The sequence below is a fragment of the Caballeronia mineralivorans PML1(12) genome (assembly GCF_001028175.1).
Taxonomy (GTDB): Bacteria; Pseudomonadota; Gammaproteobacteria; order Burkholderiales; family Burkholderiaceae; genus Caballeronia; species Caballeronia mineralivorans.
In genome coordinates this window covers 1-21,895 of record NZ_AEJF01000135.1, presented here as the reverse complement: position 1 = coordinate 21,895, position 21,895 = coordinate 1, and the positions used below count along the sequence as shown (strand labels likewise).

The 21,895-nt window shown below is 59.8% G+C and carries 22 protein-coding genes and 1 pseudogene; 9 read left to right on the top strand and 14 right to left on the bottom strand.

What is annotated here, in order from left to right:
- Nucleotides 1-149 precede the first annotated feature (149 nt).
- Nucleotides 150-2,072, bottom strand: a complete 1,923-nt coding sequence (locus EOS_RS21925) for a site-specific integrase (RefSeq protein ID WP_047848805.1) — start codon at nucleotides 2,070-2,072, stop codon at nucleotides 150-152.
- A gap of 352 nt (nucleotides 2,073-2,424) precedes the next feature.
- Nucleotides 2,425-3,279 (bottom strand): SDR family oxidoreductase, encoded by an 855-nt coding sequence (locus tag EOS_RS21920; RefSeq protein WP_047848804.1) that lies wholly within the window; start codon nucleotides 3,277-3,279, stop codon nucleotides 2,425-2,427.
- 89 nt (nucleotides 3,280-3,368) lie between these two features.
- Here EOS_RS21920 and EOS_RS21915 point away from each other — a divergent pair, with 89 nt between their 5' ends.
- Nucleotides 3,369-3,770 (top strand): winged helix-turn-helix transcriptional regulator, encoded by a 402-nt coding sequence (locus EOS_RS21915; RefSeq protein WP_047848803.1) that lies wholly within the window; start codon nucleotides 3,369-3,371, stop codon nucleotides 3,768-3,770.
- A 496-nt stretch (nucleotides 3,771-4,266) separates the two neighbouring features.
- Here the strand turns inward: EOS_RS21915 and EOS_RS21910 are convergent, their stop codons facing one another.
- The 6 genes from EOS_RS21910 to EOS_RS21885 form a co-directional block, all read right to left on the bottom strand.
- Nucleotides 4,267-5,130, bottom strand: coding sequence for a c-type cytochrome (locus tag EOS_RS21910; RefSeq protein ID WP_235442912.1), 864 nt, complete (start codon nucleotides 5,128-5,130; stop codon nucleotides 4,267-4,269).
- Between the two features lie 62 nt (nucleotides 5,131-5,192).
- Complete coding sequence (locus EOS_RS21905; RefSeq protein WP_047848802.1) at nucleotides 5,193-5,903, bottom strand: c-type cytochrome; 711 nt, start codon at nucleotides 5,901-5,903, stop codon at nucleotides 5,193-5,195.
- Nucleotides 5,904-5,936: 33 nt separating this feature from the next.
- Nucleotides 5,937-6,728 carry a thiosulfate dehydrogenase gene (gene tetH / locus EOS_RS21900; RefSeq protein ID WP_047848801.1) on the bottom strand — a complete coding sequence of 264 codons (792 nt, stop codon included), beginning with the start codon at nucleotides 6,726-6,728 and terminating at the stop codon, nucleotides 5,937-5,939.
- 187 nt (nucleotides 6,729-6,915) lie between these two features.
- Complete coding sequence (locus EOS_RS21895; protein WP_047848800.1) at nucleotides 6,916-7,407, bottom strand: DsrE family protein; 492 nt, start codon at nucleotides 7,405-7,407, stop codon at nucleotides 6,916-6,918.
- A 38-nt stretch (nucleotides 7,408-7,445) separates the two neighbouring features.
- Entirely contained in the window at nucleotides 7,446-8,234 is a 789-nt protein-coding gene (locus EOS_RS21890) for a sulfite exporter TauE/SafE family protein (protein WP_200908683.1), read from the bottom strand.
- Nucleotides 8,235-8,237: 3 nt separating this feature from the next.
- Nucleotides 8,238-8,957, bottom strand: coding sequence for an MBL fold metallo-hydrolase (locus EOS_RS21885; RefSeq protein ID WP_047848798.1), 720 nt, complete (start codon nucleotides 8,955-8,957; stop codon nucleotides 8,238-8,240).
- Between the two features lie 105 nt (nucleotides 8,958-9,062).
- Between EOS_RS21885 and EOS_RS21880 the strand changes: the two genes are divergently transcribed.
- From EOS_RS21880 to EOS_RS21860, 5 genes are all read left to right on the top strand, one after another.
- Entirely contained in the window at nucleotides 9,063-10,325 is a 1,263-nt protein-coding gene (locus EOS_RS21880) for an NAD(P)/FAD-dependent oxidoreductase (protein ID WP_200908682.1), read from the top strand.
- Nucleotides 10,326-10,389: 64 nt separating this feature from the next.
- Nucleotides 10,390-10,824 carry a YeeE/YedE family protein gene (locus EOS_RS21875; RefSeq protein WP_200908681.1) on the top strand — a complete coding sequence of 145 codons (435 nt, stop codon included), beginning with the start codon at nucleotides 10,390-10,392 and terminating at the stop codon, nucleotides 10,822-10,824.
- A gap of 1 nt (nucleotide 10,825) precedes the next feature.
- On the top strand, nucleotides 10,826-11,266 hold the full coding sequence (locus tag EOS_RS21870) for a YeeE/YedE family protein (RefSeq protein ID WP_087881982.1): 441 nt from the start codon (nucleotides 10,826-10,828) through the stop codon (nucleotides 11,264-11,266).
- Nucleotides 11,267-11,542: 276 nt separating this feature from the next.
- Nucleotides 11,543-12,070 (top strand): Mpo1 family 2-hydroxy fatty acid dioxygenase, encoded by a 528-nt coding sequence (locus tag EOS_RS21865; protein ID WP_047848796.1) that lies wholly within the window; start codon nucleotides 11,543-11,545, stop codon nucleotides 12,068-12,070.
- A gap of 215 nt (nucleotides 12,071-12,285) precedes the next feature.
- Nucleotides 12,286-12,606: a DUF4148 domain-containing protein gene (locus EOS_RS21860; protein ID WP_047848795.1), complete on the top strand. Its 321-nt coding sequence runs from the start codon at nucleotides 12,286-12,288 to the stop codon at nucleotides 12,604-12,606.
- Nucleotides 12,607-13,051: 445 nt separating this feature from the next.
- Here EOS_RS21860 and EOS_RS21855 read toward each other — a convergent pair.
- Both EOS_RS21855 and EOS_RS21850 read right to left on the bottom strand, forming a co-directional pair.
- Nucleotides 13,052-13,943: pseudogene (locus EOS_RS21855) on the bottom strand (LysR family transcriptional regulator).
- Nucleotides 13,944-14,083: 140 nt separating this feature from the next.
- Nucleotides 14,084-15,535, bottom strand: coding sequence for an aldehyde dehydrogenase (locus EOS_RS21850; protein WP_047848794.1), 1,452 nt, complete (start codon nucleotides 15,533-15,535; stop codon nucleotides 14,084-14,086).
- Nucleotides 15,536-15,812: 277 nt separating this feature from the next.
- Here EOS_RS21850 and EOS_RS21845 point away from each other — a divergent pair, with 277 nt between their 5' ends.
- Nucleotides 15,813-16,757 carry a LysR family transcriptional regulator gene (locus EOS_RS21845; RefSeq protein ID WP_047848793.1) on the top strand — a complete coding sequence of 315 codons (945 nt, stop codon included), beginning with the start codon at nucleotides 15,813-15,815 and terminating at the stop codon, nucleotides 16,755-16,757.
- Here EOS_RS21845 and EOS_RS21840 read toward each other — a convergent pair.
- The 4 genes from EOS_RS21840 to EOS_RS21825 all read right to left on the bottom strand — a co-directional run bounded on the left by EOS_RS21840 (nucleotide 16,737) and on the right by EOS_RS21825 (nucleotide 19,929).
- Complete coding sequence (locus EOS_RS21840; protein WP_082163463.1) at nucleotides 16,737-17,219, bottom strand: GlcG/HbpS family heme-binding protein; 483 nt, start codon at nucleotides 17,217-17,219, stop codon at nucleotides 16,737-16,739. The genes EOS_RS21845 and EOS_RS21840 overlap by 21 nt on opposite strands.
- Before the next feature lie 34 nt (nucleotides 17,220-17,253).
- Nucleotides 17,254-17,682, bottom strand: a complete 429-nt coding sequence (locus tag EOS_RS21835) for a DoxX family protein (RefSeq protein ID WP_047848792.1) — start codon at nucleotides 17,680-17,682, stop codon at nucleotides 17,254-17,256.
- A 702-nt stretch (nucleotides 17,683-18,384) separates the two neighbouring features.
- Nucleotides 18,385-18,927 carry a DUF2867 domain-containing protein gene (locus EOS_RS21830; RefSeq protein ID WP_047848791.1) on the bottom strand — a complete coding sequence of 181 codons (543 nt, stop codon included), beginning with the start codon at nucleotides 18,925-18,927 and terminating at the stop codon, nucleotides 18,385-18,387.
- 105 nt (nucleotides 18,928-19,032) lie between these two features.
- Nucleotides 19,033-19,929 carry an alpha/beta fold hydrolase gene (locus tag EOS_RS21825; RefSeq protein WP_047848790.1) on the bottom strand — a complete coding sequence of 299 codons (897 nt, stop codon included), beginning with the start codon at nucleotides 19,927-19,929 and terminating at the stop codon, nucleotides 19,033-19,035.
- Nucleotides 19,930-20,102: 173 nt separating this feature from the next.
- Here EOS_RS21825 and EOS_RS21820 point away from each other — a divergent pair, with 173 nt between their 5' ends.
- On the top strand, nucleotides 20,103-20,972 hold the full coding sequence (locus tag EOS_RS21820) for an isocitrate lyase/PEP mutase family protein (RefSeq protein WP_047848789.1): 870 nt from the start codon (nucleotides 20,103-20,105) through the stop codon (nucleotides 20,970-20,972).
- 217 nt (nucleotides 20,973-21,189) lie between these two features.
- The coding region (locus EOS_RS21815) for an IclR family transcriptional regulator (RefSeq protein ID WP_047848788.1) at nucleotides 21,190-21,895 on the top strand (706 nt) is incomplete at its 3' end.

The following is a 21,895-nucleotide window of genomic DNA, read 5'->3' as shown; positions in this document are numbered from 1 at the left end:
GCAAGTAAACTTTGCCGGACCGCGATGGCCGCAAAGGCACGTGGTTGTTGGACTTCGGGGAAAAAGATGAGAAAAGACTTGAGGCGAATTGGGGGTTTTGCGGCGCTTTAGGTCTGCAGATTCAAGCGCCGGCGAGGAATTTCTTGCTGTTATCGATTCGGCAGAACACCGGTTTTACCGCTCGCGACCTGACCATGGCGACGAGCTTTCACATAAAGAAGCGTCGTCGAAAGGTTCGCGTGGCCGAGGCGAGCTTGAACCTCCCGGCAATCCGCGCCGCTTTCGAGCGCGTAGTGCGAGTGGGTATGGCGGATCCAATGCGTGCTGGCATTAGGGCGATTACGCAAATCGGCCAGGCTTTGCGCCGTCGAAAGGGGGGCGGTCCAGGAGAACAGCCGACGGAATACCTGCCCAAGGCCATCGGGCGTGAGTGATTTGCCGGTACGGAAATGCGCGAGAAGCGGGGTATCGACTGGACACGCGCCAGGATCCCCGGGCAAACCGCGGGCTCGCAGACTCTCAAAAATCAGTTCCATCACGGCCTGCGGGACCGGGATGATCCGCGCCGCGCAGCCTTTTCCGGGTACGGCTAACTGCCAGCCTTTGTCTATTGTGCTTCTCAGCGCCGTATGGGTAAGCCGGCCAGTCGTGGCATAGGCCAATTCCGCTCGGCGGAGCCCAGTCGAATAGGCAAGGTTCAGCGCCAGATAGTCACGCAATTCTCGTTGAGAATACCGGTCGCGAGACGTCGCCCGAACCACGCTTTGCCACTGCTTATGGTCAAGGGAACGCCCCGAAACGTCGATGCGCGCGTCGATCGCCACTGCCGGGGAACCCGAAAACGGATTGCTCGCCCAATAGTTCTGGTCGACTAGCCATTGGCCCATCGCGTGGAGAATCGCACGCGCGGTTTCCCGGCTACGGTCGGAGAGACCGCCGACAAAAGGCCGCCAATCGGGATGAAAACGCTCGATTTTCGCGCTCCCCACCCAGCGGGCAGCCGGCTGAGGGTCGGCCAAAAACGTCTCGATGTACTGCGCACAGTCGATGTTATCCAGCGACGAGAGCGCCTTGTTCTTCTCATTGACCGCCCACAGAAGTAGCCGCTCCCCCTCCCGCCGGTAAGCGCGCGCGGTGTGCGGGCTGTGTTGACGCGTGGCGAGCCATGCATCGATTGCCTGCAAATCTGTGTTCAGCGAACATTGAAAAATGAGGTTACGCGCCCGGTTCGTGCCATTCGATCCGTCGATTTCCGCGGGTACATCAAGCGATTCGATCGGAACGATGCCACTCTGGCGAGGCCGTGCAAGTCCCGGATCGCTGCTGGACAAGCGCCGGCGCGGCGTGACCGCGCGCTTCGACAGCGTATGACGCAGCGAATCGGCGTGAAGAGCAAGCCAGTCGACAATGCGGCGCGCCGCTTTCGGCCCGACGCGCGGCACGCTTGCATGCCAGCGGTGGCCGCGCTGCTCGACAAATCCGAGGAGGTCGGCAAGCGTATGGATGCCAGTGCGTTGAAGCCGGCCGGCAATCGCGGGTTCGAGCCAGCTCGCGACAGGGTGGTCACGCTGCGGCGCCTGGACCAGACTGACTTCCATGCGAGCGAGCGCGTCGACCTGGCGCCGGCGCAGACGCGCATTCCGGGTCGTGCGCCGGTCGACTCCCGGCGCGTTTTCCAGCGGAAACTCCGCTCGATAAAGCTCCAGAAGCTCGGCTTCGCTGTGAAAACCGTTTGGATCGACAGCTTCGCGATAGGCCTCCAGCGTTGGCATTTCGCTTGCTGCCAACCGTTGTGCTTCTGGAATGCTGCCCGGCCTGAGGCGCAGAAGATGCGTGGCTTCGACATCGCGCGTGCGGCGTGCAGCGCCGGACAGCGTGTCGCGTAGAAGTTCGATGAGGCGGCGGGTGGCACGGACGTCGGTAGTGGCGTCGCCGTAGGTCGCATGTAGCTGTTCGATCGAAACGCCATCCAGATAACCGCGGTACAGCGCGAAATGTTCGCGCGTGAGCCGCTTGATTGACGAGCGGTTCTCGAGATTGTGGACAGATGACGTAGGCGAAGCAGCCGACATGAGTTATTTATGCTTTGGTTTCAATAGCTTGGAAGGAGGCTACCAGCGCATGGGCGGTTTGACAACAAAAAACGCTACATCTGATAAGTGTACAGAGCAGGGTGAGTGATGGTCGTGCGTCGTCGGTGGTCGACGCGCTATGACCGAGCTCCAAATAGAATCAGAGGGAGTAGAGAAGACCGAAGTGTCCGCATCCGGACGCTGGGTGGAAAACTAAAGCTGATGAGTGGAGTGGCACCGCGAGTCGAGCCTTGCGATGTATCGTTCAGCGCAACGAGAGCTGGATGAGAATCGTGCAAGCCGGTCTGAATCACCGACCGACCCGCACCATCCCTATCTAGATAACCCGCGATTACGCCGCGAGAGCCGCGGCAACCACGGCCGCCAACGGAGTTGTCGGCCGGCCGAGGAGCGTACTCAATTGATGACCGTCATCGAAGAGCGCTCTTTTCGATGCGCCTGTGTCCGAATCCGACAACAGCTCGGCCACAGCCTCCGGTAATCCAACTTCGATCAATGCCTCCTTATATTCCGGCTCGGAGAGATTGCGGTACTCGACCTTCTTGCCCGATTGCCGTGTCACCTCGGCGGCGAGATCGGCGAGGGTGTACGCGGTATCGCCGGCCAGTTCATAGACGCATCCCGCTTGCGCGTCGCGTGTCATCACGATCGCTGCTGCCTCCGCGTAGTCCGCACGCGCCGCGGACGCAATCCTGCCGTTCCCCGCGCAGCCAAGGATCGCGCCGTGTTCGAGCGCGGAGGCCAGGCTGTGCGTGTAGTTCTCGGTGTACCAGCCGTTACGTAGCAAAACGAACGGTACCGCCGACGCGCGCAATGCCGCTTCGGTTTCGCGATGTTCGGCGGCCAGTCCCAGCGGCGTCGTGTCGGCGTGCAGCACGCTGGTATAGCCGATCAATTCGACGCCGCTGCGTTTCGCCGCTTCGATAGCGGCGCGATGCTGGACCGCGCGCCAGCCAATTTCACTCGATGAGATCAGCAGCAATTTGTCCGCGCCCTCGAAGGCAGCGTCGAGCGTGGCGGGTTCGTTATAGTCGGCGCGCCGGACTTGCACGCCCAACGCGGCGAGGTCGGCGACCTTCTCCGGACTGCGAACGGCAGCAACGATTTCGCTTGCGGGTTGGGTCTTCAACAATGCCTGGATAACGAGTCGGCCGAGTTGGCCCGTAGCTCCGGTGACGACGATCATGATCAAACTCCTGGAGGAAATGACAACAGAAGCCGTACCGTATCGGATAAACTAACTTTTCGTAAGTACGTACGCCGAGGTAAGTATCCATGGGCTCAGACGTTGATTTCCCCCGCGACGGCGTCCCGTTGTCGGACCAGGTGCGCCGCGGCGAATTGCTGTCGGCGGACTGCCCGTCGAGGGAGGTGCTCAAGCATGTCACCAGCCGATGGGGCGTGCTCGTCTTGATGGTGTTGCTGGACCAGACATGCCGTTTCAGCGATCTGCGTCGGAAGGTGGATGGCGTGAGCGAAAAGATGCTCGCGCAGACTTTGCAGTGGCTGGTGGCCGATGGCTTCGTGATACGCACCGCGTACGAGGAGGTGCCGCCGCATGTGGACTATCGGCTGACGCCGCTGGGTGAGGAGGTCGCGCGGCAAGTCACTTCGCTGGCGGACTGGATCGAGGTGAATCTCTCGCGCATTCTGAGTGCGCGGGTGCTGGAAGCGTAGAAGGATCGGTGAACCCCAAAACAGGAACAATGTTCGGCCGGGTCGGCTCCCGCGCGGGCGGAAAAGCGGTCCTCATGCAAATCACCGACGTTATCGGCGGTGTGCAGTTACCGCTGCCTAGCGACCCATTGGCTTAGCTTGCCCACCGCCCTAACCAATCGTCACCTCCTCGGCAACGCACCTTTTCCCACATCTCAAAACGACCCGCCGCGGCGGAACTGCCCGCGCCGACCAGCAAGCATCTGGTCACCGCGGGCCAGCAGCGCGACGGCGGCAATTACGTTGCGTGCATGGGCCGTATCGCCGTGTGGGATTCCGTGATGGACGAGCATAACTACCTGGTGCGCCGCTGGAACGAATTCATGCGCGCCTGACGCAGCAACCACGATTCGACGATGGTGCTGGCCATGCTGCCCGAGCCGGATCTGCCGGCTTATACGCAGCGCATTGTGTAGGCGCCTGCGCGCGGACCATCTCCATCGCGACAAAGCCATCTTCAAGGCGCTCCCAATACCCGGCCGTTGATCTTTTCCCCGTACATCGAATTGGGTGAGTCGTGGTATTTCGCACGGGTCGCTTCGACGGAACCGGTAAAGCGAGGATCCTGGGGCCGCTCCTGGCTATCCATGAACGTTGCAACGTCCCACGCCTGCTGGTCGGTCAGCGTATTGCCCAAGCCCAGCGGCATGTTCGCCTTGACGAACCCAGCAGCGTTTTGAATTTCGCCCATCCCTGCGCCCCAGTTAAAAGAATGCGCGCCCCAAAGCGGCGGGAAAACCGCCTTGCCTCCGCTCGACTGTCCCTGCCCGTGCGCTGCATGGCACAACGCGCAGTGTTGCGCGTAGACCTGACTGCCGCGCGTGTAGTCGGCTTTCAGCGCCGGCGCGGGAAGCTTGGGGTATCCCTGCCCAGGAAGCTTTTCGCCGACCGGCGCTCCTTTCGCCAGCCAGAAGGCGTAAGTCTCGAGTGCGACGAGCACGGGATCGCCAAGCGGCGGCGCCTTGCCGTTCATGCTGTAGCGAAAACATCCCTGCAAACGTTCGGCAAATGAATTGACGTGCCCGTTCTTGCTTCGATACGCCGGATACACGAGATACGCCGCCCAAAGTGGGCTTGAGTCTGGTTTGCGGCCCGCGTCCAGATGGCAACTTGCACAATTTAATGAGTTGCCAACGTACTTCCCCGCAAATTCCTGCGTGTGAGTAAAGATCTGCTCGCCTAACTTGATCGATTTTCCAAACTCGTCCGTTGGCATCGCTGCTTCGGCGGGTGGCACGAACGCTTTCGCAGCCGATGGCGCGGAAGGCTTCGGCGCGGAGCCGGGCGTCGAGCCTTCAGCTGCGTAGGCGATGCCGCCCATTGCACCGGACGCTATGACGAGCAATCCGGTGAGCATTCCTTTAGAGCGCCAGGATTGACTGATCATTGCTTGCTCCCGGTCGGCGCCGCGTTGTCAGAGGGTCCGGCATTGCCTGCGTAGTAAGCGGCTACCGCCGAGATGTCCGTATCGGACAGCTTGCTCACGATAACCGGCATCAGCGCCATCGGACCGGGCGGCCTGGCGCCCTTTTTCCAGCCGTGCAACTGGCTCTCGATATACGCTGCCGGCTGGCCCGCGAGCGGTGGAAACGTCACGCCCACGCCAATGCCTCCAGGGCCGTGGCATTGCGCGCATGCGGGAAGGCCCTGATCCCATCGGCCCCGGGTGGCGATCCATGCGCCAATGTCCGATGGTTTGATCGCAGTACGGTCGTTGGTTTTTATTCCCGCAGGCGGCGGCAGAGCGCTGAAGTAAAGCGCGACGGCACTGCGCCCATTCGACGACAACAGCTTGGCGAACGGCTGCATGATGGTGCTCTGGCGTTCTCCATTGGCGAACGCCGATAACTGTCCGGAAAGATAGGAAGCGTTGACACCGGCTAGCCGGGGAAAGCCGGCCGCAGCATTGCCTTCGCCCTTCGCACCGTGGCAACTGATGCACGCTGCGACGCCCTTCGCGGTGCCCTGCGTGGCGATCGTTTTCCCGGCCATCATGTCGTCAGCACGAGCGGTCGCTGCCATGCCCAAGGCAATCGTGACAACACACATGGCGAACGCGGATCTTGACGATACCTTTCCAACTGCACCGCTCATATCATCTCCTGTTGAGCGTCGCCATGATCTCTTTCACTTTGCGTAGTGAAAGCCGACTTGCTGGAGTTCAGGCAAGGTTCCGACCGCGCCGGGTGTAACGATCGCGCTGGGGATGACGTGGTTGGTGAGCTCTGCCGCGAGTGCGTCCAGGGAAAGCTTGTCGGGATTCATGTTTGCGCTGATCAGTCGGTCGGCCAGTTCCCAAATCGCGTTATGACACGACAGAAAGACGACTCCCCTTCGTTGCAACGCGGGAATGCTGTTGTCGTGCGATGAAAATGCTCCCTCGGCGCTTTCGTGATTCGTTGCGTCCTGTGAACTGGCCGATTTGTCGTCGAGCAATGTGTTGGCCGTGAACTTGTCTCCGGCCATTTTCGCGAGACCGTACTTGTCCCACATCGTTTGCTGAAACAAGGCGAGATGGGCCGACCCGTGGGTTGCCGAGACGACCAGGAATTCGGGATGTTTGAACGACCAGACCTGCGCGTTCAGAGAGTTGCGCATCAGGTTGAGCCACGGGCCACCGATCTCCGTGTTATCCCACACCTGCCGTTCCCCGCCGCGGTATCCGATCACTTCGGACAATGCCTCGTGGTCCCATTGGTCCGAACGCTCGAGTATCATCGGGACGGTTTTAAAATCACGGCGCCTGGGGGCTCGCGCCAGGCGCTGCGTGAGTTGAGCCAGATTGGGTGCGCCGGAGGGTAACAACGAGGCAGCTTCCGCCGCGATTGCTCGTGACTGACCTGTCGCGCTCAAGATCGCCGTACCGGCTGCGAGGCCAAACGTTTTCAACGCGTCGCGCCGAGCCTTCTTTTCAGTCATTTCACTGTCTCCGAGTGATGGTTCAAAGCAGGTTGCGGACTCAACCCGGTCAGATTTGTACTCACCAGGGGGCGGCTTTCAAACCCCGCTTCGCGAAGCGCGCCGCACCTTCTTTAGACACCGGATCGCAGGTAAGCGACATTGACGAATGTCCTATATCCATTGCAACCCCCATGCTTGATGCCGTCTAAAGCGGCATCAAGCTATACCCGTCGTGTTGCAAAACGGTAATGGTCGTGAGCGCTGAGAGCGAGCGCGTAACACCGGGAAGAAGTCCGTCCTGCGTAAAGCCATTGGCGATCAGTGCCTGCGCGCAAACCGATACTTCAACGCCAGCAGCCTGCAGGGCAGCAATCAGGCGCGCGTTCGGGTTGGGTGTTTCGTTGCAGGCCTGGTATGGCGCGTCGTGTAAAACGCTGGCGGTTGCTTCGCCGTGGATAACGACGACGCATCGAAGTCGATCGGGCGTCACTCCGGACATGCTGTACAAGTTCACTGCTCGCGCGACGCGCTCCAGACCCGCATGGGGTGCGTCGGGTTTCTTGCCTGGAGCGCTCACCGAGAAAACGATCTGGTATGTCGTGCACGGGTCCGGAACATGAACCGCATCCTCGATCCAATGCGCTTTACCAAATTGCTCTATGACAGAAGTTCCGGCAATGGAGTGTTCTTGCGTCATGACTTGTTAGCAGGTCCTTAGACGGAAATTGTCGAAATTCATTGTGCTTGCCAAGCGTGATAGAGCATATAGGCAGCGACCGAGATGATCATGGCGGAGAAAACGAAATTCAGCGCGCCACGCTTGCGTGCGAGACGACTTGCAGCACGTGTCCCCAAGAGGCCGCCAACAACGCCGCCGCCCACAAATTCCGCCGCAACCAGCCAATCGACCTGACCCGAAAGTGAATAGTTGATCGCTGTCGTCAATCCAAACGAACCCACGGCGAATAAAGAGGTTCCGATTGCATCGACGATCTGCATTCGACCGGCGAACATCAGGCCCGGGACCACCAGAAAGCCTCCGCCGATCCCAAAGAATCCCGACAAGCTTCCGGCGCCCAGTCCCGTTCCGCATAGACGCGAATAAGGCGTCGGGTAGGTGGCAGCAGTCGTGGTTGCTGCAGGGCGCGGCCGGAGCATGAGGAAAGCGACAAAGCACATCAGGAACGCAAAATAGGTCAAAAGCTTTTGACCATCGACGAGCTTGCCAACGGTCGAACCCAGCGTCGCGCCAAGCACGCCGCTCGCGGCGAACGCGAAGGCCGGCCCCCACCGGACATGCCCGGCGCGCGCGTGCGGAATCATGTTGATGTAGGCGCTTGCTGCGACCGCTAACGCCGCGGTCCCGATCGCGATGTGCGGGTTGTGAACACCGACGACATAGAGGATCAGCGGCACGGCGAGAATCGAGCCGCCTCCACCGACCAGGCCAAGCGAGAAGCTCACGAAACCGCCGCATAGCGCCGCGGCGATACCTTGCGTCATTGGGGTGGAGGCAAGGATCATGGATCAGCCTTGCCGCTTCGCCAGCGCGGAGGGCTGACCACACGCCAGGTTCGCGGGTATGGCGACATCCATCATCTTGGGGTTCGGAAGATTCAGGCCCCTCATGATCTGCACGTACTCGCTCTCTGTCTTCCCCGCCAGTCTCGGATTGAAATGCTTCTCTTCGCCAATGCTTGAGGCGGTCCACCCCTTGTAATCGTGAGCGGGGTAGAGCGTGGTTGCGTCGGGCAGCTTGAACAGTTTGTTGACGATCGAATCCCACGACCGATGCGGGTCTCCTCCCTGAAAGTCTGTGCGCCCGCTGCCGCGAATGAGCAGTACATCGCCGGTGAAAACCGCCTTCGGTGCCGAAGGGTTCAGGACAAAGCTAAACGACTCGTTGGTGTGGCCAGGCGTGTAGAGAGCCTGCAATTCGATTCCGTCGACACGGACGATCTCGTCCTCACGCACATGCTGCGACACGCAATCCGCCTGCGACAATTCGCCCATGATCGTCGTGCAGTGCGTGGTATCCCGCAGGTCACCGAGCGCTGTAATGTGGTCGGCGTGCGTGTGGGTGTCGATGGCGTGAACCAGTCGCAGATCTAACTGCTCGATCAGCTTGAGATATTGCTCGAGCTGGTCTTTGACGGGATCAATGATGACTGCCTCCCCGCCTGCTCGAGAGGCGAGCACGTAGGTGTAGGTGCTCGACGTGCTGTCGAAAAGTTGTCGGAAAAGCATCGCCTTATAACCTCAGAAAAAACGCTATATTACTTTTTAGTATAAGCTTATATCTGTATAGAATATAGTATTGAAACCATCGAAAGTCAACGGGAGGAAGAAGTCGTGGCTACGAACGCAGGCATTCGAACATCGTTCAGCGTGGTGATCGTGGGTGCGGGCGCAGGCGGGACAAGTGTCGCTGCGCGCCTCAAGCGCATGAGTCCGACGCTCGACATTGCTGTCATCGATCCGTCGGAATTTCACTATTACCAGCCGGCCTGGACGTTGGTCGGTGGCGGCCAATACGACAGCGCAAAAACGCGGCGTCCGATGCGTGAGTGCTTACCGCATGGAGTCGAATTTATTCCCGGCCGGGTAACCGCATTTGAGCCGGATCAGAACGTGGTCGTTCTTGAGGGCGACACGAGGATCGGCTACAAGTACCTAGTCGTGGCGGCTGGAATTCAACTTGATTGGGATGCAATCGAGGGGTTGACCGACACGCTTGGCCAGAACGGCGTGACGAGCAATTACCGTTTCGACCTCGCGCCTTACACCTGGCAGTGTGTCCAGCAATTCAAAGGCGGTACGGCGCTCTTCACGCAGCCCCCGATGCCAATCAAGTGCGCCGGTGCGCCACAGAAAATCCTCTACCTCGCAGCCGATTACTTTCGAAAACACCGGATAGCCGCGGACATCCGTTTCTTTACGCCCGGGCCGTCCATGTTCGGTGTTCCGTTCTATGCGAAAGCGTTGGATCGTGTCATGAGCGATTACCAGGCAAAGGCTTGCTTTGGTCAAAAGCTTGTGCGAGTCGATGGGCCGGCGAAGACCGCTTACTTTGAAATCACGACTGATGGGGTCAAGTCGATCCAGCCAATCGAATTCGACCTCCTGCACGTCGTGCCACCACAAAGTGCGCCTCGGTTTATCCGTGAAAGCCCGCTGGCCGATGCTGGCGGCTGGGTCGAGGTGGACAAGGCAACACTGCGGCATACGCGGTTTCCGAACATCTTTGGCATTGGCGACTGCACATCCACGCCTAACAGCAAAACCGCGGCGGCCGTCAAGAACCAGATGCCCGTGGTCGCCACGAACTTGATGGCAGCGCTGACCGGCCAAGGGCAAACCATGACATACGACGGTTACGCGTCTTGTCCGCTTACCACTTCCGCAGGGAAGGTGATGCTTGCCGAGTTTTGCTATGACGGAGCGGTCACGCCAAGTTTCCCGATGGACCCGCGTTCGCCGCGAAAGATCTACTGGTGGCTCAAACGATCGTTCCTTCCGTACTTGTATTGGAACATTGTCATGAAAGGAAAGCGGTGGCCGCGCACGCATAAGCGTCGAGATTTCCCGGAGGCGTTGCCGTCGATCAAGCCATGAAGGGAAAAGCCTCGCCAAGTAGCCCGTGAATCTACGACTGCAAACAAAGACAGGATTGCGAATAATGGTTGTCGACTGGGCGAATTTCACGCCGATAAAATCACTAGCAGGTGGCGCGATGATCGGTTTGTCCGCTGCGCTTTTCATGCTGCTCAATGGGCGTATTGCCGGGATAAGCGGGATTCTTGGTGGCCTTTTGACGGCTGGCGGATGGCGTGACGGGTGGAGAGTCTCTTTTGTTGCAGGGTTGCTTGGCGCGCCAATGCTCTACGTGTTGTTGACACCGTTACCTCCGATCGTTGTTCAGACCAGCGCACCGCTTCTTGTTCTCGGTGGCTTGCTGGTTGGATTTGGCACACGCGCGGCAAGCGGCTGTACAAGTGGTCATGGCGTGTGTGGAATATCACGTGGCTCAGTCCGCTCGGGGGTCGCAACGTTGACATTCATGGTGGCCGGCTTCGGGACAGTCTTCGCTATCAGACATCTGTGGGGTGGCTAGTATGCGCAACCTTAGTTCACTTCTGGTCGGGCTGCTTTTCGGTTTCGGCCTGATCCTGTCCGGCATGGCGAACCCTGCGAAAGTGCTTGGCTTTCTCGACCTCGCGGGGCAATGGGATCCTTCGCTGGCCTTCGTCATGATCGGCGCGATCGCGCTTGCATCAATCGGGTTTTTCGCAAGCCGACGGGCTGGAAAGCCGCTTTTTGATCAAACAAAGCATCTTCCCGCGAAGAAAAAAATCGACGTGCAACTGATCATGGGAAGCGCGATTTTCGGAGTTGGTTGGGGGATTGCGGGATTCTGCCCGGGACCCGCCGTGGTTGCGGCAGGCGCGGCGAAAACTGCCGCTGTGATTTTCCTCGCAGCGATGCTTGCAGGCATGCTCGCCTTTAAGTTGTTGGACGCGCGGAGAAATATCGAGCCGAACTCGAATGCGCGTTAAGCGGTCGTCGCTTTCGCTAGACCGGATCGCGGAACAGTTTGACCGGCGTCGCCAATCTTATTGCGTTCTACAGGAGGCAACCAGCGCTCCAGCTTTCCAAGGCTCCCGTCGTTGCGCGCGATAAGATCCTCCAGCACGGTCTCGGGTAACGCACAGAACCACTGGCAGGCTCGCAGTTTTTCGCGGTAAGGTTCCAATGTCGAATTCACGAACCCGGCAGATTAGAGGCGGCGTTCGGGGCATGATGTCGTTTGCCACTCTCAGGAGGGTACTGCCATGAAATCCCTGGTTGACCAGCTTGGACAGTACGCGGTGTATCACCGCGACTTGCGCAACATTGTTTCGCACCTCATCGGCATTCCGATGATCGTGGTCGCGGTCGCCACCCTGTTGGCACGTCCGTCGTTCGATATGAGCGCTGCGTTGACCTTGTCACCGGCGATGCTGGTCGCCGCCGCGGTGGCAATATTCTATCTTCGGCTGGACATACGCTTGGGCATCCTGATGACTGTCTTGTTGGCCTTGAGCGTGTGGGCCGGGAAGCTACTCGCCACGCAATCGACTGGACTGTGGCTCGCCTGGGGCCTTGGCCTGTTTTTTGTCGGCTGGGTGATCCAGTTCATCGGCCACTACTTCGAAGGCAGCAAACCGGCTTTCGTTGACGATGTGATCGGGCTGGCGGTTGGGCCGCTCTTCATTGTGGCCGAGCTGGCGTTTTTTCTGGGTCTGCGCGACCCGGTTCGCCGCGCGATGGAGGAACGTGCCGGTCCGATACGCAGCGGCGCCAGCAAGAGACCCGTCTGACCAAGGTGTTATCAACGACCAAGGCGCGCAAGACCGTCAGGCAATCGTAATTGGATGATATCGTCGGCACTCGGGTGCCCTAGGGTTTACGCCTAATTCGACAATAATCCCTTGTGCACTCTGCTCTTAATCTTAAGCGTGCACTTACCTACACTTGAATCACTGAAACGCGAACAGGGTTGTTCGCGACAAAAACCAAGATTCGGAGGTAGGTCATGAAACTCGTTCAATCTCTTATTGTTGCTGCTGTCCTCGCCGTCCCGGCTGTCTCGTCTTTCGCTCAATCGAATGCGCCTGTTACCCGCGCCGAAGTGAAAGCTCAACTGGTTCAGCTTGAAAAGGCGGGTTATCAACCCGGCCGCGATGACCCGGAATACCCGGCAAACATTCAAGCCGCTGAAGCGCGCGTCGCTGCGCAAAACGGCGCAGCTGCCGGCTTCGGCGGCGTGACCGACGGAACGTCGGCAGCCGGTGCCCGCGCAGTTGTTCGCCCCGCGCTGAACGACAACGCGAAGTCGGTCTACTTCGGTCATTAATTAATCGCGTTGCCAAACCGCCAGCAACCCTGGCGGTATTGAAGATGGGTTGACGAGCGCGCGGCGATCCTGCGCGCTTATCCATTTCAAATAGACGAACAGCACCTCCTCCAGCGGGGTTGCTCCGATCCCGATGGATTTGCCCAGCTAAATGTTGGGCTTTTTTTGCATATGACGCGTGTGCAACACTCATCCGGGCGCGCTTTAAGCGCGGGCGGGAATCGCGGGTCCTTGAGATAAGCGACCAATCCAACTGGTTGCGAGTTTTTCGAGATGGTCGAATTTGTCTGCCAGCCCTGCCCAGGCTGGGTTTCTGAGCGTCAGGGCAAAATCGGCTAGAGTCCAGATTTTTGGACGCATCGAATGACGGGTAACCCCTGCTGGCAAGCGATTCCGACTGCGCGTAACGGTATACGTAGGAGCGGCGCGGCCCGGTCGTGCATGACTATCTCGCGTGGTCTTCGAACGCGGACACGATGCCGTCTCATCGCTGCGATGCGGGCGGTATGCCGAAGGTCCCGATGCGTAACCAGCCAGGTTTCGTAGACCGCCCCGCGAGCGGGTTCTGGCCAGATTTGCACGAGGCCGTCGTGTTCAGCCAGATGTATCGGAAGCTCACCAATTCCGATACCGGCCTTTACCGCGGTACGCAGCATGAGGCTGGAATTGAAGGTCGATACAATGCGCCCCGCATGGATCGGTTCGCCGGTAAGTGTCGGCGATCGATTACCGGAATTACCAGTCCAGTTTGCCTGATAGAGGACGAGATCGTGGCCCGCGAATGCGGAGCCAGCGACGGGCCTGCCGTGCCGCTCGAGATAGGCGTTAGATGCAAAGAGAGCCATGGGCCAGCGTGCAAGGCGGCGCGCGACAAGACCCGGATTGTCCGGCCTTATGGATCGGACCGCGATATCCGCTTCACGCTTTGCCAGATTAAGCGTGCGCGTTGACGTGTTCAGTAGGATGCGCACTTCGGGATGCACGGCATGCAGGCGTTCGATCGCGGGAAGCAGGAATTCGAGCGCGATCGAGTCGGTGCCGGTGACTTTTACATCCCCCGCAAGCCGTGTATCCATGCCTTGAGTTTGTCTGACGAGTTCGTGCGCGGAGTGTTCCATCTTCTCCGCCGATTTCAGCGCCGCTTCGCCGGCGGCGGTCAGGGCATAACCGTCAGATGTGCGCAGGAAGAGCGTTGCACGCAGCGCGTGCTCGAGTCCCGCAATCCGTCTGCCGACCGTCGCCTGATCGAGATTGAGCGTCCTGGCCGCTCCGCGGAGCGTTTTTTCGCGCGCCACTGCGAGAAACACGCGCGCGTCGCAGGTGCATTCATGATGGATGTCTCCTGGTTATCTCATGGTTTTCACGCGTTTCTGTATGGCACGTGCGACCAACGTCACCCCTCGGGATGCCGAAGCATCCCGTTGGTCGTGCGATCAATAAGCGAGGAAGCGGGCGCGCGTGAGGGTGCCCCGGCAGGTCAGATCGGATAGTGCTGCGGTCCGGACTGGATCGTGATCCAGCGCAGCTCGGTAAACTCGTTGATTGCAGCGTTGCCGCCGAAGCGTCCATAGCCGCTCGCCTTGACGCCACCGAACGGCATCTGCGCTTCGTCGTGGACGGTCGGCCCGTTGATGTGGCAAATGCCGGATTCGATCCTATGTGCAACCGCTAGTGCGCGCTGTACGTCACGTCCGAAGACGGATGCGGACAGACCGTACTCCGTGTCGTTCGCTAGAGAGACTGCTTCTTCAACGCTGCTGAAACGCGTAATAGCCGCGACTGGTCCGAACGACTCTTCACTGTAAAGACGCATGGTCGGGGTCACGCGATCGATTACGGTCGCTTGCATGATGCTGTTGCGCACACCACCGCCTGCCACCAGCGTAGCGCCTTTTGCGACTGCCTCGTCCACGAGCGCTCTGACGCGTGCAGCAGCGTCAGAGCCGATCATCGAGCCCAGCGCGCAACTGTCGTCCGTCGGCAATCCCGCCTTGAGCGATCCGGCTTTCGCGCCAAGCTTGTCGACAAACTCGCTTGCTACATCGGCGTGGACGATGATGCGTTCGGTCGACATGCAGACCTGTCCCTGGTTGAAGAAAGCGCCAAAGGCGGCAGCTCTAACGGCTTCGTCGATATCAGCATCGTCGAGCACAACAAAGGGCGCTTTGCCTCCGAGTTCCAGCAGACACGGCTTGAGATGACGCGCGCTGATTTCGGCGATCAACCGACCCACGCGAGTTGAGCCGGTGAAATTGATGCGGCGCACTGCACGATGCGCGATCAATGCCTCCACGATCGCTGCGGCGTCAGCCGGCGCGTTGAGGATCACGTTGAGCACGCCTGCCGGCAAGCCCGCATCTCGTATTACATCGCCGATCAGCCAATGGGTCGTCGGGCACAGTTCGGAGCCTTTCAGCACGACAGGGTTGCCGCACGCGAGTGGCATCGCCACTGCTCGCACGCCGAGGATTGCGGGTGCATTCCAGGGGGCGATGCCGAGCACGACGCCTGCCGGCTGCCGGAGGGCTAGCGACGTGGCGCCGGCGTGGTTCGATGGAATGACTTGTCCGGCAATCTGCGTAGTGATCGCGGCGGCTTCACGCAGCATCTCTGCAGCGATGTGACAATTGAATTGCGCCCAGCTCGCGGTCGCACCAGTCTCGGCGGCCATCGCGGCGGCGAAGTCGCTGCTGCGTGCCATCATCAGCTCCGCTGCGCGATTGAGAATCACGCGTCGCGCAGACGGGCCGGTTTCTGACCATGCTGCAAAGGCGGCCGCTGCGGCGTTGGCTGCGGCGAGCGCGTCCTCGACGCTTGCTGCCGCCGCGCGCGTGGAGACCTGTCCGGTGATCGGATTTAGCCGCTCGAAAGTGGCGCCGTGCTTAGCAGCCAGGTTGTGGTGATCGATAAGCAAGGGGGCTTCCAACATATGTCTGTCTCCTGATTGACTCTGATTCCCGAACTCCAGGCTGGGCTTCCGGGTGAACGGCGCATTTCTTTGCCCCATTCCTTGGTATGGCGCCCAGTCAAGAAGTGGACGCAACTAGGCTCAATGCAGAATTCCGGGAATTTCTGTCATGAATCTGGGGGGGGCTCAGTGGCAGACATCGCCCGAACAACGCGATGAACGGATTGTTATCGTCTGCGGCGCAAACGATAATCCTCTCAACTGAAAAATCAATTCACACCGAAAGAGTGAGATCGCTATGCTTGATCGTCTTACCGGCATGCAGGTGTTCGTACGCGTGGCGGCTCTCGGCGGACTGTCCGCAGCGGCGCGTTCGCTGAACATGTCGCCAACCCTTGCGACCAAACACATAGCGGCACTGGAGGAGCGGCTCGGGGTCAAACTGCTGCACCGCTCGCCCCGCCGTCTGACGTTGACCGAGGCCGGTCGGCGCTATCTCGACGGCGTGGAGAAGATCCTTGTCGACGTCGACGAGGTGGAGGCGAGTGCGGGTGCGGACCGGGTGGAAGTGCGTGGCACGTTGCGGATCAACGCGCCGCTCTCGTTTGGTTACCTGGTGCTGGTCCCGTTGATGGTGGAGTTTTCGAAGCTGCACCCGGCGATCAGCATCGATCTTGGGCTGAACGACCGTGTTGTGGATTTGATAGAGGAAGGTTGGGATGTTGCGCTCCGGATTGGCCAGCTTAAAGACACCAGCATGGTTGCGCGTAAGCTCGCTGATTGCAGGATGGTCGTTTGCGCTGCGCCGTCCTACCTGGCTGAGCACGGTACTCCGACGAGCGTCGCCGCCCTGGCCGGGCACAATTGCCTCGGCTATACGTTATCGCGACCTTTGGGTGCTGATCGCTGGACGTTCGGAGCGGCGGGTGAAGTCACGGTGCCGATCACAGGAAATATGCGCGCGAGCAACGGCGACGCTCTGGTCGCTGCCGCTGTCGCTGGTCACGGTGTGACCTATCAACCGACCTTTCTGGTTGCCGATGCATTGAAATCTGGCCAGCTCGTTCCGCTTGTCCTCGATCACGCACCGATCGAACTGCACGGCATCTTCTCGGTGTTCCCGGCCAACCGCCGACAACCCGCGAAGGTGCGTGCATTCGTCGATTTTCTGGTCGAAAAACTCTCGCCTGAGCCAGCTTGGGACCGCGACATTCAGGTAGTACTAGCGAGCGAAGGTCGCTAGCCCGGCTCGCGCGATAGCGGCGTCGTCTTCGGATGATTGAGCGCCTGCCACGCCGATTGCGCCGATAACGCGTCCGTCAATCAAAATTGGCAGGCCACCTTCGAGAGGCAGTATGCCAGGAAGATTCAGATAGCTCACGTGTCCTTGGGCGACTGCGTCTTCCAGCATTCTGGTCGGCAGTCCGTAGTTCGCGGCAGTCTGGGCTTTCATGATCGCTGCGTCGGTCATGCCACTCGCGACGTGATCGAGGCGGGCCAGATAGATCAGATGCCCTCCGTCGTCGACGACACCCACTGTTACGGCAATCCCTTTGGTGTGAGCGGCAGTTTCCGCTGCAGCCGCTGCATGCTTGGCCGCGTCAAGCGTCAGCTCCGGTTTGTCGCCCAGTTGGGCCGCGCAGACGTAGGCCGGGATCAGCGATCCCGCCAGCAAGAGCAAAAGGAGTTTGCGTGCGTATTTCATGATTTAGCCTTGGGACGGGTATCGGTTCACGCCACTAGTGCGTCGCGCGTGAGGCCTTGCCGAATGCGAAAGTCGGGCGCAGTGCATAGGCACCATCTCCCAGCAATGCCTGGCCAAGCAGGGCAACAATCCAGAACGCCGGGAACTCCCAGCCACCATTCGGATTGTTGAAAAAGAAGCCAGCGTGTGCATGCACGGTGACGATTGCGCCAATCAGGTCCGGAATGACAACGAGCGCCGCGACGCGCGTCCAGATACCGAGCGTCAAGGCGACTCCAGCAACAAGCTCCAGGGCGATCGTGAAATAGGCCAGAGCCGGTGGCAGCCCAAGACTGCCGAAGAACTGCGCGGTGCCGGCTGGCGTGAAGACGAACAGCTTCAGGCCACCGTGGGCAAGGAATAGCACACCAAGGCTGATGCGCAAAAGGAAGGCGCCATACGGCGCAGTGCGATGGTCGATCATGTGAGGCTCCCGTTTGTTGAGGTCGACTCATTGTTATCCGGGTGCAGAGAAATGATAATCCTGTCGCTCGCAAAATCAGTTCACTCCTGTAGAGCGAGAATTCGTCCACGCTATGGATCGTGCTTTTGTGTATCAACTGGTTGCGAGTTTTGACGCTGATTTTGCAGAGAGAGCTGGAACAAGCCTGAGGCGCAAATCGATGTCGGGTACAGCACGCCGAAAATGCGAAGGTATATTTCGTTTTGCGAAGATGAAGGTATCAACAGGTCGAGCACGATCGCGACGCCGAGCGCCGACGATGCTACGCAAAGCCCGAAAGTGAGATCAGTTCCGGCAGTAGTGCCGCAGATTGATCATCGTATAGGCGAGCGTCTTTAACGCGTAGTGAACGTCACTGATGCGTTCGAAGCGCAGCAGCAGGCGACGGAACTTATCTTCCCAGGCAAAGACGCGTTCGATGGTCCTGAAGCGCTCCTCGAAGATCGCCGGTTTCGGCTTTGCGAAAGCGAATCGTGCGGTGCGAGCGCAAGAGTGCTGCGAAGCGGTGAATCTTCTTTAGACAGACACCTCTTGCGATTAAAGATCCGAAGCATCTTGCCGGATCGTTACCGGCGCGGTATTGCGGGGACATCGATTGTCTTTTCAGATCGATGACGCGATGAATCGCCGGACTAACAAGCAACAAGCAACAAGCAACCCGCTTCACGAAGCAGTAGGCCAACCCAACCGCGCAGCCCGGCGCAAGCTTGAGCGAACCACCATTTGATGGAATGGCGTGATCAGCCTGATGTAGTTACGCCCCAGAAGATTGTGGCACCGGACAACAGTGGATACGGTCAGATAACGCTCACCGCCTGCGGTATCGTCTTTCGTCTCCTGGAACACGGACACCCTGAAGTCCAGATGCTTGTCGTCCTCGCCGATAACGATCTCGTCGACGGTGCGCTCGTAGATCCTGAATATGTAGATATGCTTATCACTTTGGGAGCGTGCGGACTCCGCCAGCCACTTCGCCGTCTTGAGGCCAAACCTGGCAACGAGTGCGTCGCGTAGCTGCATGAGTTTTCCAACCCATGCGGCCTGATGCGAAAACATGAATCGGGCGAGCAGCTCGGGATCGGTGCTTGCGTTGTCTGGCAAGCGGATGGTGTAGGCATCGGCGAGGTTTGGGCTCGCGTACATTTCAGTTACGTGTGACCGGGCCGGCAACGCGACGGAGGTCACGGACACAGTTGAATTTTTCATGGTGATCGTCCGGAGATGAATCGGTTAACCGGGAGTTCGCTTTGCCACTGTATACCCGCCTAGCTTCGCGGGAGAGGCTCGCAAATCATCCGAGCACCCACGCGCTCACCCAGCACGCAGATGCGCAATGACCAGATCCGCCACTTTGTCGGGTGCTTCGCGAGGTGGAAAGTGCCCGACACCGTCCAGCACGACACGCTTATAACCACCCGTGAAATGCCCCTCCATCCCCTCCGATGAAGCCGGTTCATCGCAGAAATCGGCGCCGCCCTGAATCATCAGCGTGGGCGTCGAAAGCTGGTCGATGGTCGCCAGTTTCTCCCGCAATGCAGCGTACGCGGGATCCGATACCTCGCCTTCACGCCAACGCCGCCGATACCCGTTGAGCGTGATGGGCACCCAGTCGGGGTTATCGAAAGCGGCGGCGGTGCGGGCGAACTCGTCCTCGTCGAACCAGCCCGGCGGGGACCAGGTATCCCACTGCAAGCGCGCGAAACCCTTTGGATTGGCGGCGACCGCTGCGGGACCACCATCGAGCGCCATGAACCACTGATACCAGAACTTCCGGGCCTGCGAAAAGTGCGGCAATTCGAACGCGCCTTTCGGCTGGAACTGCAGCGCGAGCCCGGCGATACGGCCGATGCGCCCGGGAAAAAGCGCCGCCAGCGTGTACGCCGTGCGTGCACCCCAGTCGTGGCCGACGACATCGAAACGATCGATTCCCAACACGTCGGCCAGATCGATAACGTCCTGGGCGAGCGCTACGCCAGAGCCGTCACGCGGCGTGTCGGGCGAGAGAAAGCGCGTGTTGCCGGCACCGCGCAAGTCCGGAACGATCGTACGAAAACCCGCCGCAGCGAGGCGTGCCGCCACGGCTGTCCAGGCCCGCGCCGCGTCGGGCCAGCCGTGCACGAGCATGACGGGCGGCCCGTCGGCCGGTCCCGACTCGGTGTACGCAATCTCAAGTTTGGTCGTGCGTGCCAGCAGGTTCAGATCGTCCATGCGAGTTCTCCGCGACAGAGGGGGCAATCATATTGACACGCAATTCCCACCGCGTGTTCCAGCGGTTCGGACGCTGGTGCATGACCCGCTGCGTTGATACTCTGTCGATCATTCGCACCAGTTTTCCAAGGGGCGCCATCCACGAAACGAAACAACACGAGACGAGGTGAGACATGGACTCAAGCAAAGCCGCATTGCGGAAAATGGTCGATGAACGGCGCGGTCTGGTCGTACCCGGTGCGTTCAACGCGATGAGCGCGCGCGTGGTGGCCGAGAACGGTTTTCGCGCCGTCTACGTGACCGGCGCGGGCGTGACCAACATGAGCATGGGCATTCCCGATCTGTCGTTCATCGGCCTGCACGAGATCTGCGAGCACACGGCGCGGATTCGCGACGCGGTTGAAATTCCCGTTATCGTCGATGCGGATACGGGCTTTGGAAATCCCGTGAATACCTACCGGACCGTGCAGATGCTCGAGCGCGCCGGCGCCGATGCGATCCAGCTCGAAGACCAGATCTTCCCGAAGAAGTGCGGGCATTTCTCGGGCAAGGAGGTGATCGACATCAAGGACATGGAGGCGAAGATCAAGGCCGCCGCCGATGCCCGCAAGGACCAGGATCTCATGATCATCGGCCGCACGGATTCGGCGGCGGTGCAGGGTTTCGATGCCGCTATCGAACGGGCCCAGCGCATGGCCGAGGCGGGCGCTGACATCCTGTTCGTGGAGGCCGTGGAGAGCGAGGCGCAGATCCGCAAACTTCCGCAGCTGCTCGACCGGCCGCTGCTGATCAATATCGTGATCGGCGGCAAGACGCCGACCCTGGACGCCGACGCATTCGGCGCGATGGGTTTCTCGATCGTGCTGTATGCCAACGCCGCGTTGCAGGGCGCGGTGGCAGGCATGAACAAGGCGCTTGGTGTGCTGAAGGAGCGGGGGCGCATCGATGAAGACCCCGCGATCGTGGCCTCTTTCGCCGAGCGCCAGCGGCTGGTGAACAAGGATTTCTACGACGAACTCGAACGCAGATATAGCGTGAAATGAGGGCGAGAGGGGGTGTCTTGTGCGGCGCGCTCTTATTTAATAAAAGCAACTAACTGTCTGCCCCGCCGGCGCCCTCGAGTTTGTTATTGCCCCATGTCCATCAAAGCATGTTCTGCAGAAAAACGGCCTTCCAGTCTCCGATATGAACCATATGAGACACGAGCTGCATCGCGTAAAATTTCCCTTTCGACAAGAGACGAGACGCTTCGCTTAACCCATGCAAACGCCCGAGATTAAATCTGGCCCGAAAGAGAGCGAAGGCGTTGCCGTCATCGACCGTGCTTGCGCGATCCTGTTTGCGTTCAGGCCGGACGATACATCGCTTACGCTCGCCGAACTCGCGGCACGTACCGGGCTCTACAAAAGCACGCTGCTTCGCCTTGCGGGCGCATTGATCCAGCACCGCTTGCTGCTGCGCCTCGATGATGGCCGCTACCAACTCGGCCCGGCCACCTTCATGCTCGGCGCGTTGTATCAACGCAGCTTGAATCTCGGCGACATCCTCGTCCCGCTGATGCGCGAACTCGCCGAAATAAGCGATGAAAGCGTGTCGTTTTATGTTCGCGACGAAGCGGTGCGCGTGTGTTTGCATCGTGTGGATTCGACGCACGCGGTGCGTTATCACGTACGCGAAGGTGATGTTCTGCCGTTGGAAAGCGGGTCGGGCGGATTGGCGCTGCTGGCGTTCAGCGGCAGCGAAGGCGAAGTTTTCGAGCGCATTCGCGACGACTTCTATTGCGTCTCGATGGGCGAGCGCGACCGCGAAACAGCCGGCATTTCGATGCCCGTCTTCGGCGTGCGCCAGACCTTGCGCGGCGTGCTGACGCTCGCGGGTCCGAGCTCGCGGATCGATCAGGTATTCGTGGAACGCAACATCGGCGCGCTCTTCGATTGCGCCGCCCGCGCCACCGATGCGCTCGGCG

Excerpts from the sequence above, each read along its gene's own strand:
- EOS_RS21860 (WP_047848795.1), top strand. The coding sequence starts at position 12,286 with ATGAAACTCGTTCAATCTCTTATTGTTGCTGCTGTCCTCGCCGTCCCG.
- EOS_RS21890 (WP_200908683.1), bottom strand. The coding sequence starts at position 8,234 with ATGATCCTTGCCTCCACCCCAATGACGCAAGGTATCGCCGCGGCGCTA.
- EOS_RS21850 (WP_047848794.1), bottom strand. The coding sequence starts at position 15,535 with ATGTTGGAAGCCCCCTTGCTTATCGATCACCACAACCTGGCTGCTAAG.
- EOS_RS21920 (WP_047848804.1), bottom strand. The coding sequence starts at position 3,279 with ATGATCGTCGTCACCGGAGCTACGGGCCAACTCGGCCGACTCGTTATC.
- EOS_RS21845 (WP_047848793.1), top strand. The coding sequence starts at position 15,813 with ATGCTTGATCGTCTTACCGGCATGCAGGTGTTCGTACGCGTGGCGGCT.
- EOS_RS21905 (WP_047848802.1), bottom strand. The coding sequence starts at position 5,903 with ATGAGCGGTGCAGTTGGAAAGGTATCGTCAAGATCCGCGTTCGCCATG.
- EOS_RS21895 (WP_047848800.1), bottom strand. The coding sequence starts at position 7,407 with ATGACGCAAGAACACTCCATTGCCGGAACTTCTGTCATAGAGCAATTT.
- tetH (WP_047848801.1), bottom strand. The coding sequence starts at position 6,728 with ATGACTGAAAAGAAGGCTCGGCGCGACGCGTTGAAAACGTTTGGCCTC.
- EOS_RS21870 (WP_087881982.1), top strand. The coding sequence starts at position 10,826 with ATGCGCAACCTTAGTTCACTTCTGGTCGGGCTGCTTTTCGGTTTCGGC.
- EOS_RS21825 (WP_047848790.1), bottom strand. The coding sequence starts at position 19,929 with ATGGACGATCTGAACCTGCTGGCACGCACGACCAAACTTGAGATTGCG.
- EOS_RS21915 (WP_047848803.1), top strand. The coding sequence starts at position 3,369 with ATGGGCTCAGACGTTGATTTCCCCCGCGACGGCGTCCCGTTGTCGGAC.
- EOS_RS21830 (WP_047848791.1), bottom strand. The coding sequence starts at position 18,927 with ATGAAAAATTCAACTGTGTCCGTGACCTCCGTCGCGTTGCCGGCCCGG.
- EOS_RS21910 (WP_235442912.1), bottom strand. The coding sequence starts at position 5,130 with ATGGGCGGCATCGCCTACGCAGCTGAAGGCTCGACGCCCGGCTCCGCG.
- EOS_RS21865 (WP_047848796.1), top strand. The coding sequence starts at position 11,543 with ATGAAATCCCTGGTTGACCAGCTTGGACAGTACGCGGTGTATCACCGC.
- EOS_RS21885 (WP_047848798.1), bottom strand. The coding sequence starts at position 8,957 with ATGCTTTTCCGACAACTTTTCGACAGCACGTCGAGCACCTACACCTAC.
- EOS_RS21875 (WP_200908681.1), top strand. The coding sequence starts at position 10,390 with ATGGTTGTCGACTGGGCGAATTTCACGCCGATAAAATCACTAGCAGGT.
- EOS_RS21840 (WP_082163463.1), bottom strand. The coding sequence starts at position 17,219 with ATGAAATACGCACGCAAACTCCTTTTGCTCTTGCTGGCGGGATCGCTG.
- EOS_RS21820 (WP_047848789.1), top strand. The coding sequence starts at position 20,103 with ATGGACTCAAGCAAAGCCGCATTGCGGAAAATGGTCGATGAACGGCGC.
- EOS_RS21925 (WP_047848805.1), bottom strand. The coding sequence starts at position 2,072 with ATGTCGGCTGCTTCGCCTACGTCATCTGTCCACAATCTCGAGAACCGC.
- EOS_RS21835 (WP_047848792.1), bottom strand. The coding sequence starts at position 17,682 with ATGATCGACCATCGCACTGCGCCGTATGGCGCCTTCCTTTTGCGCATC.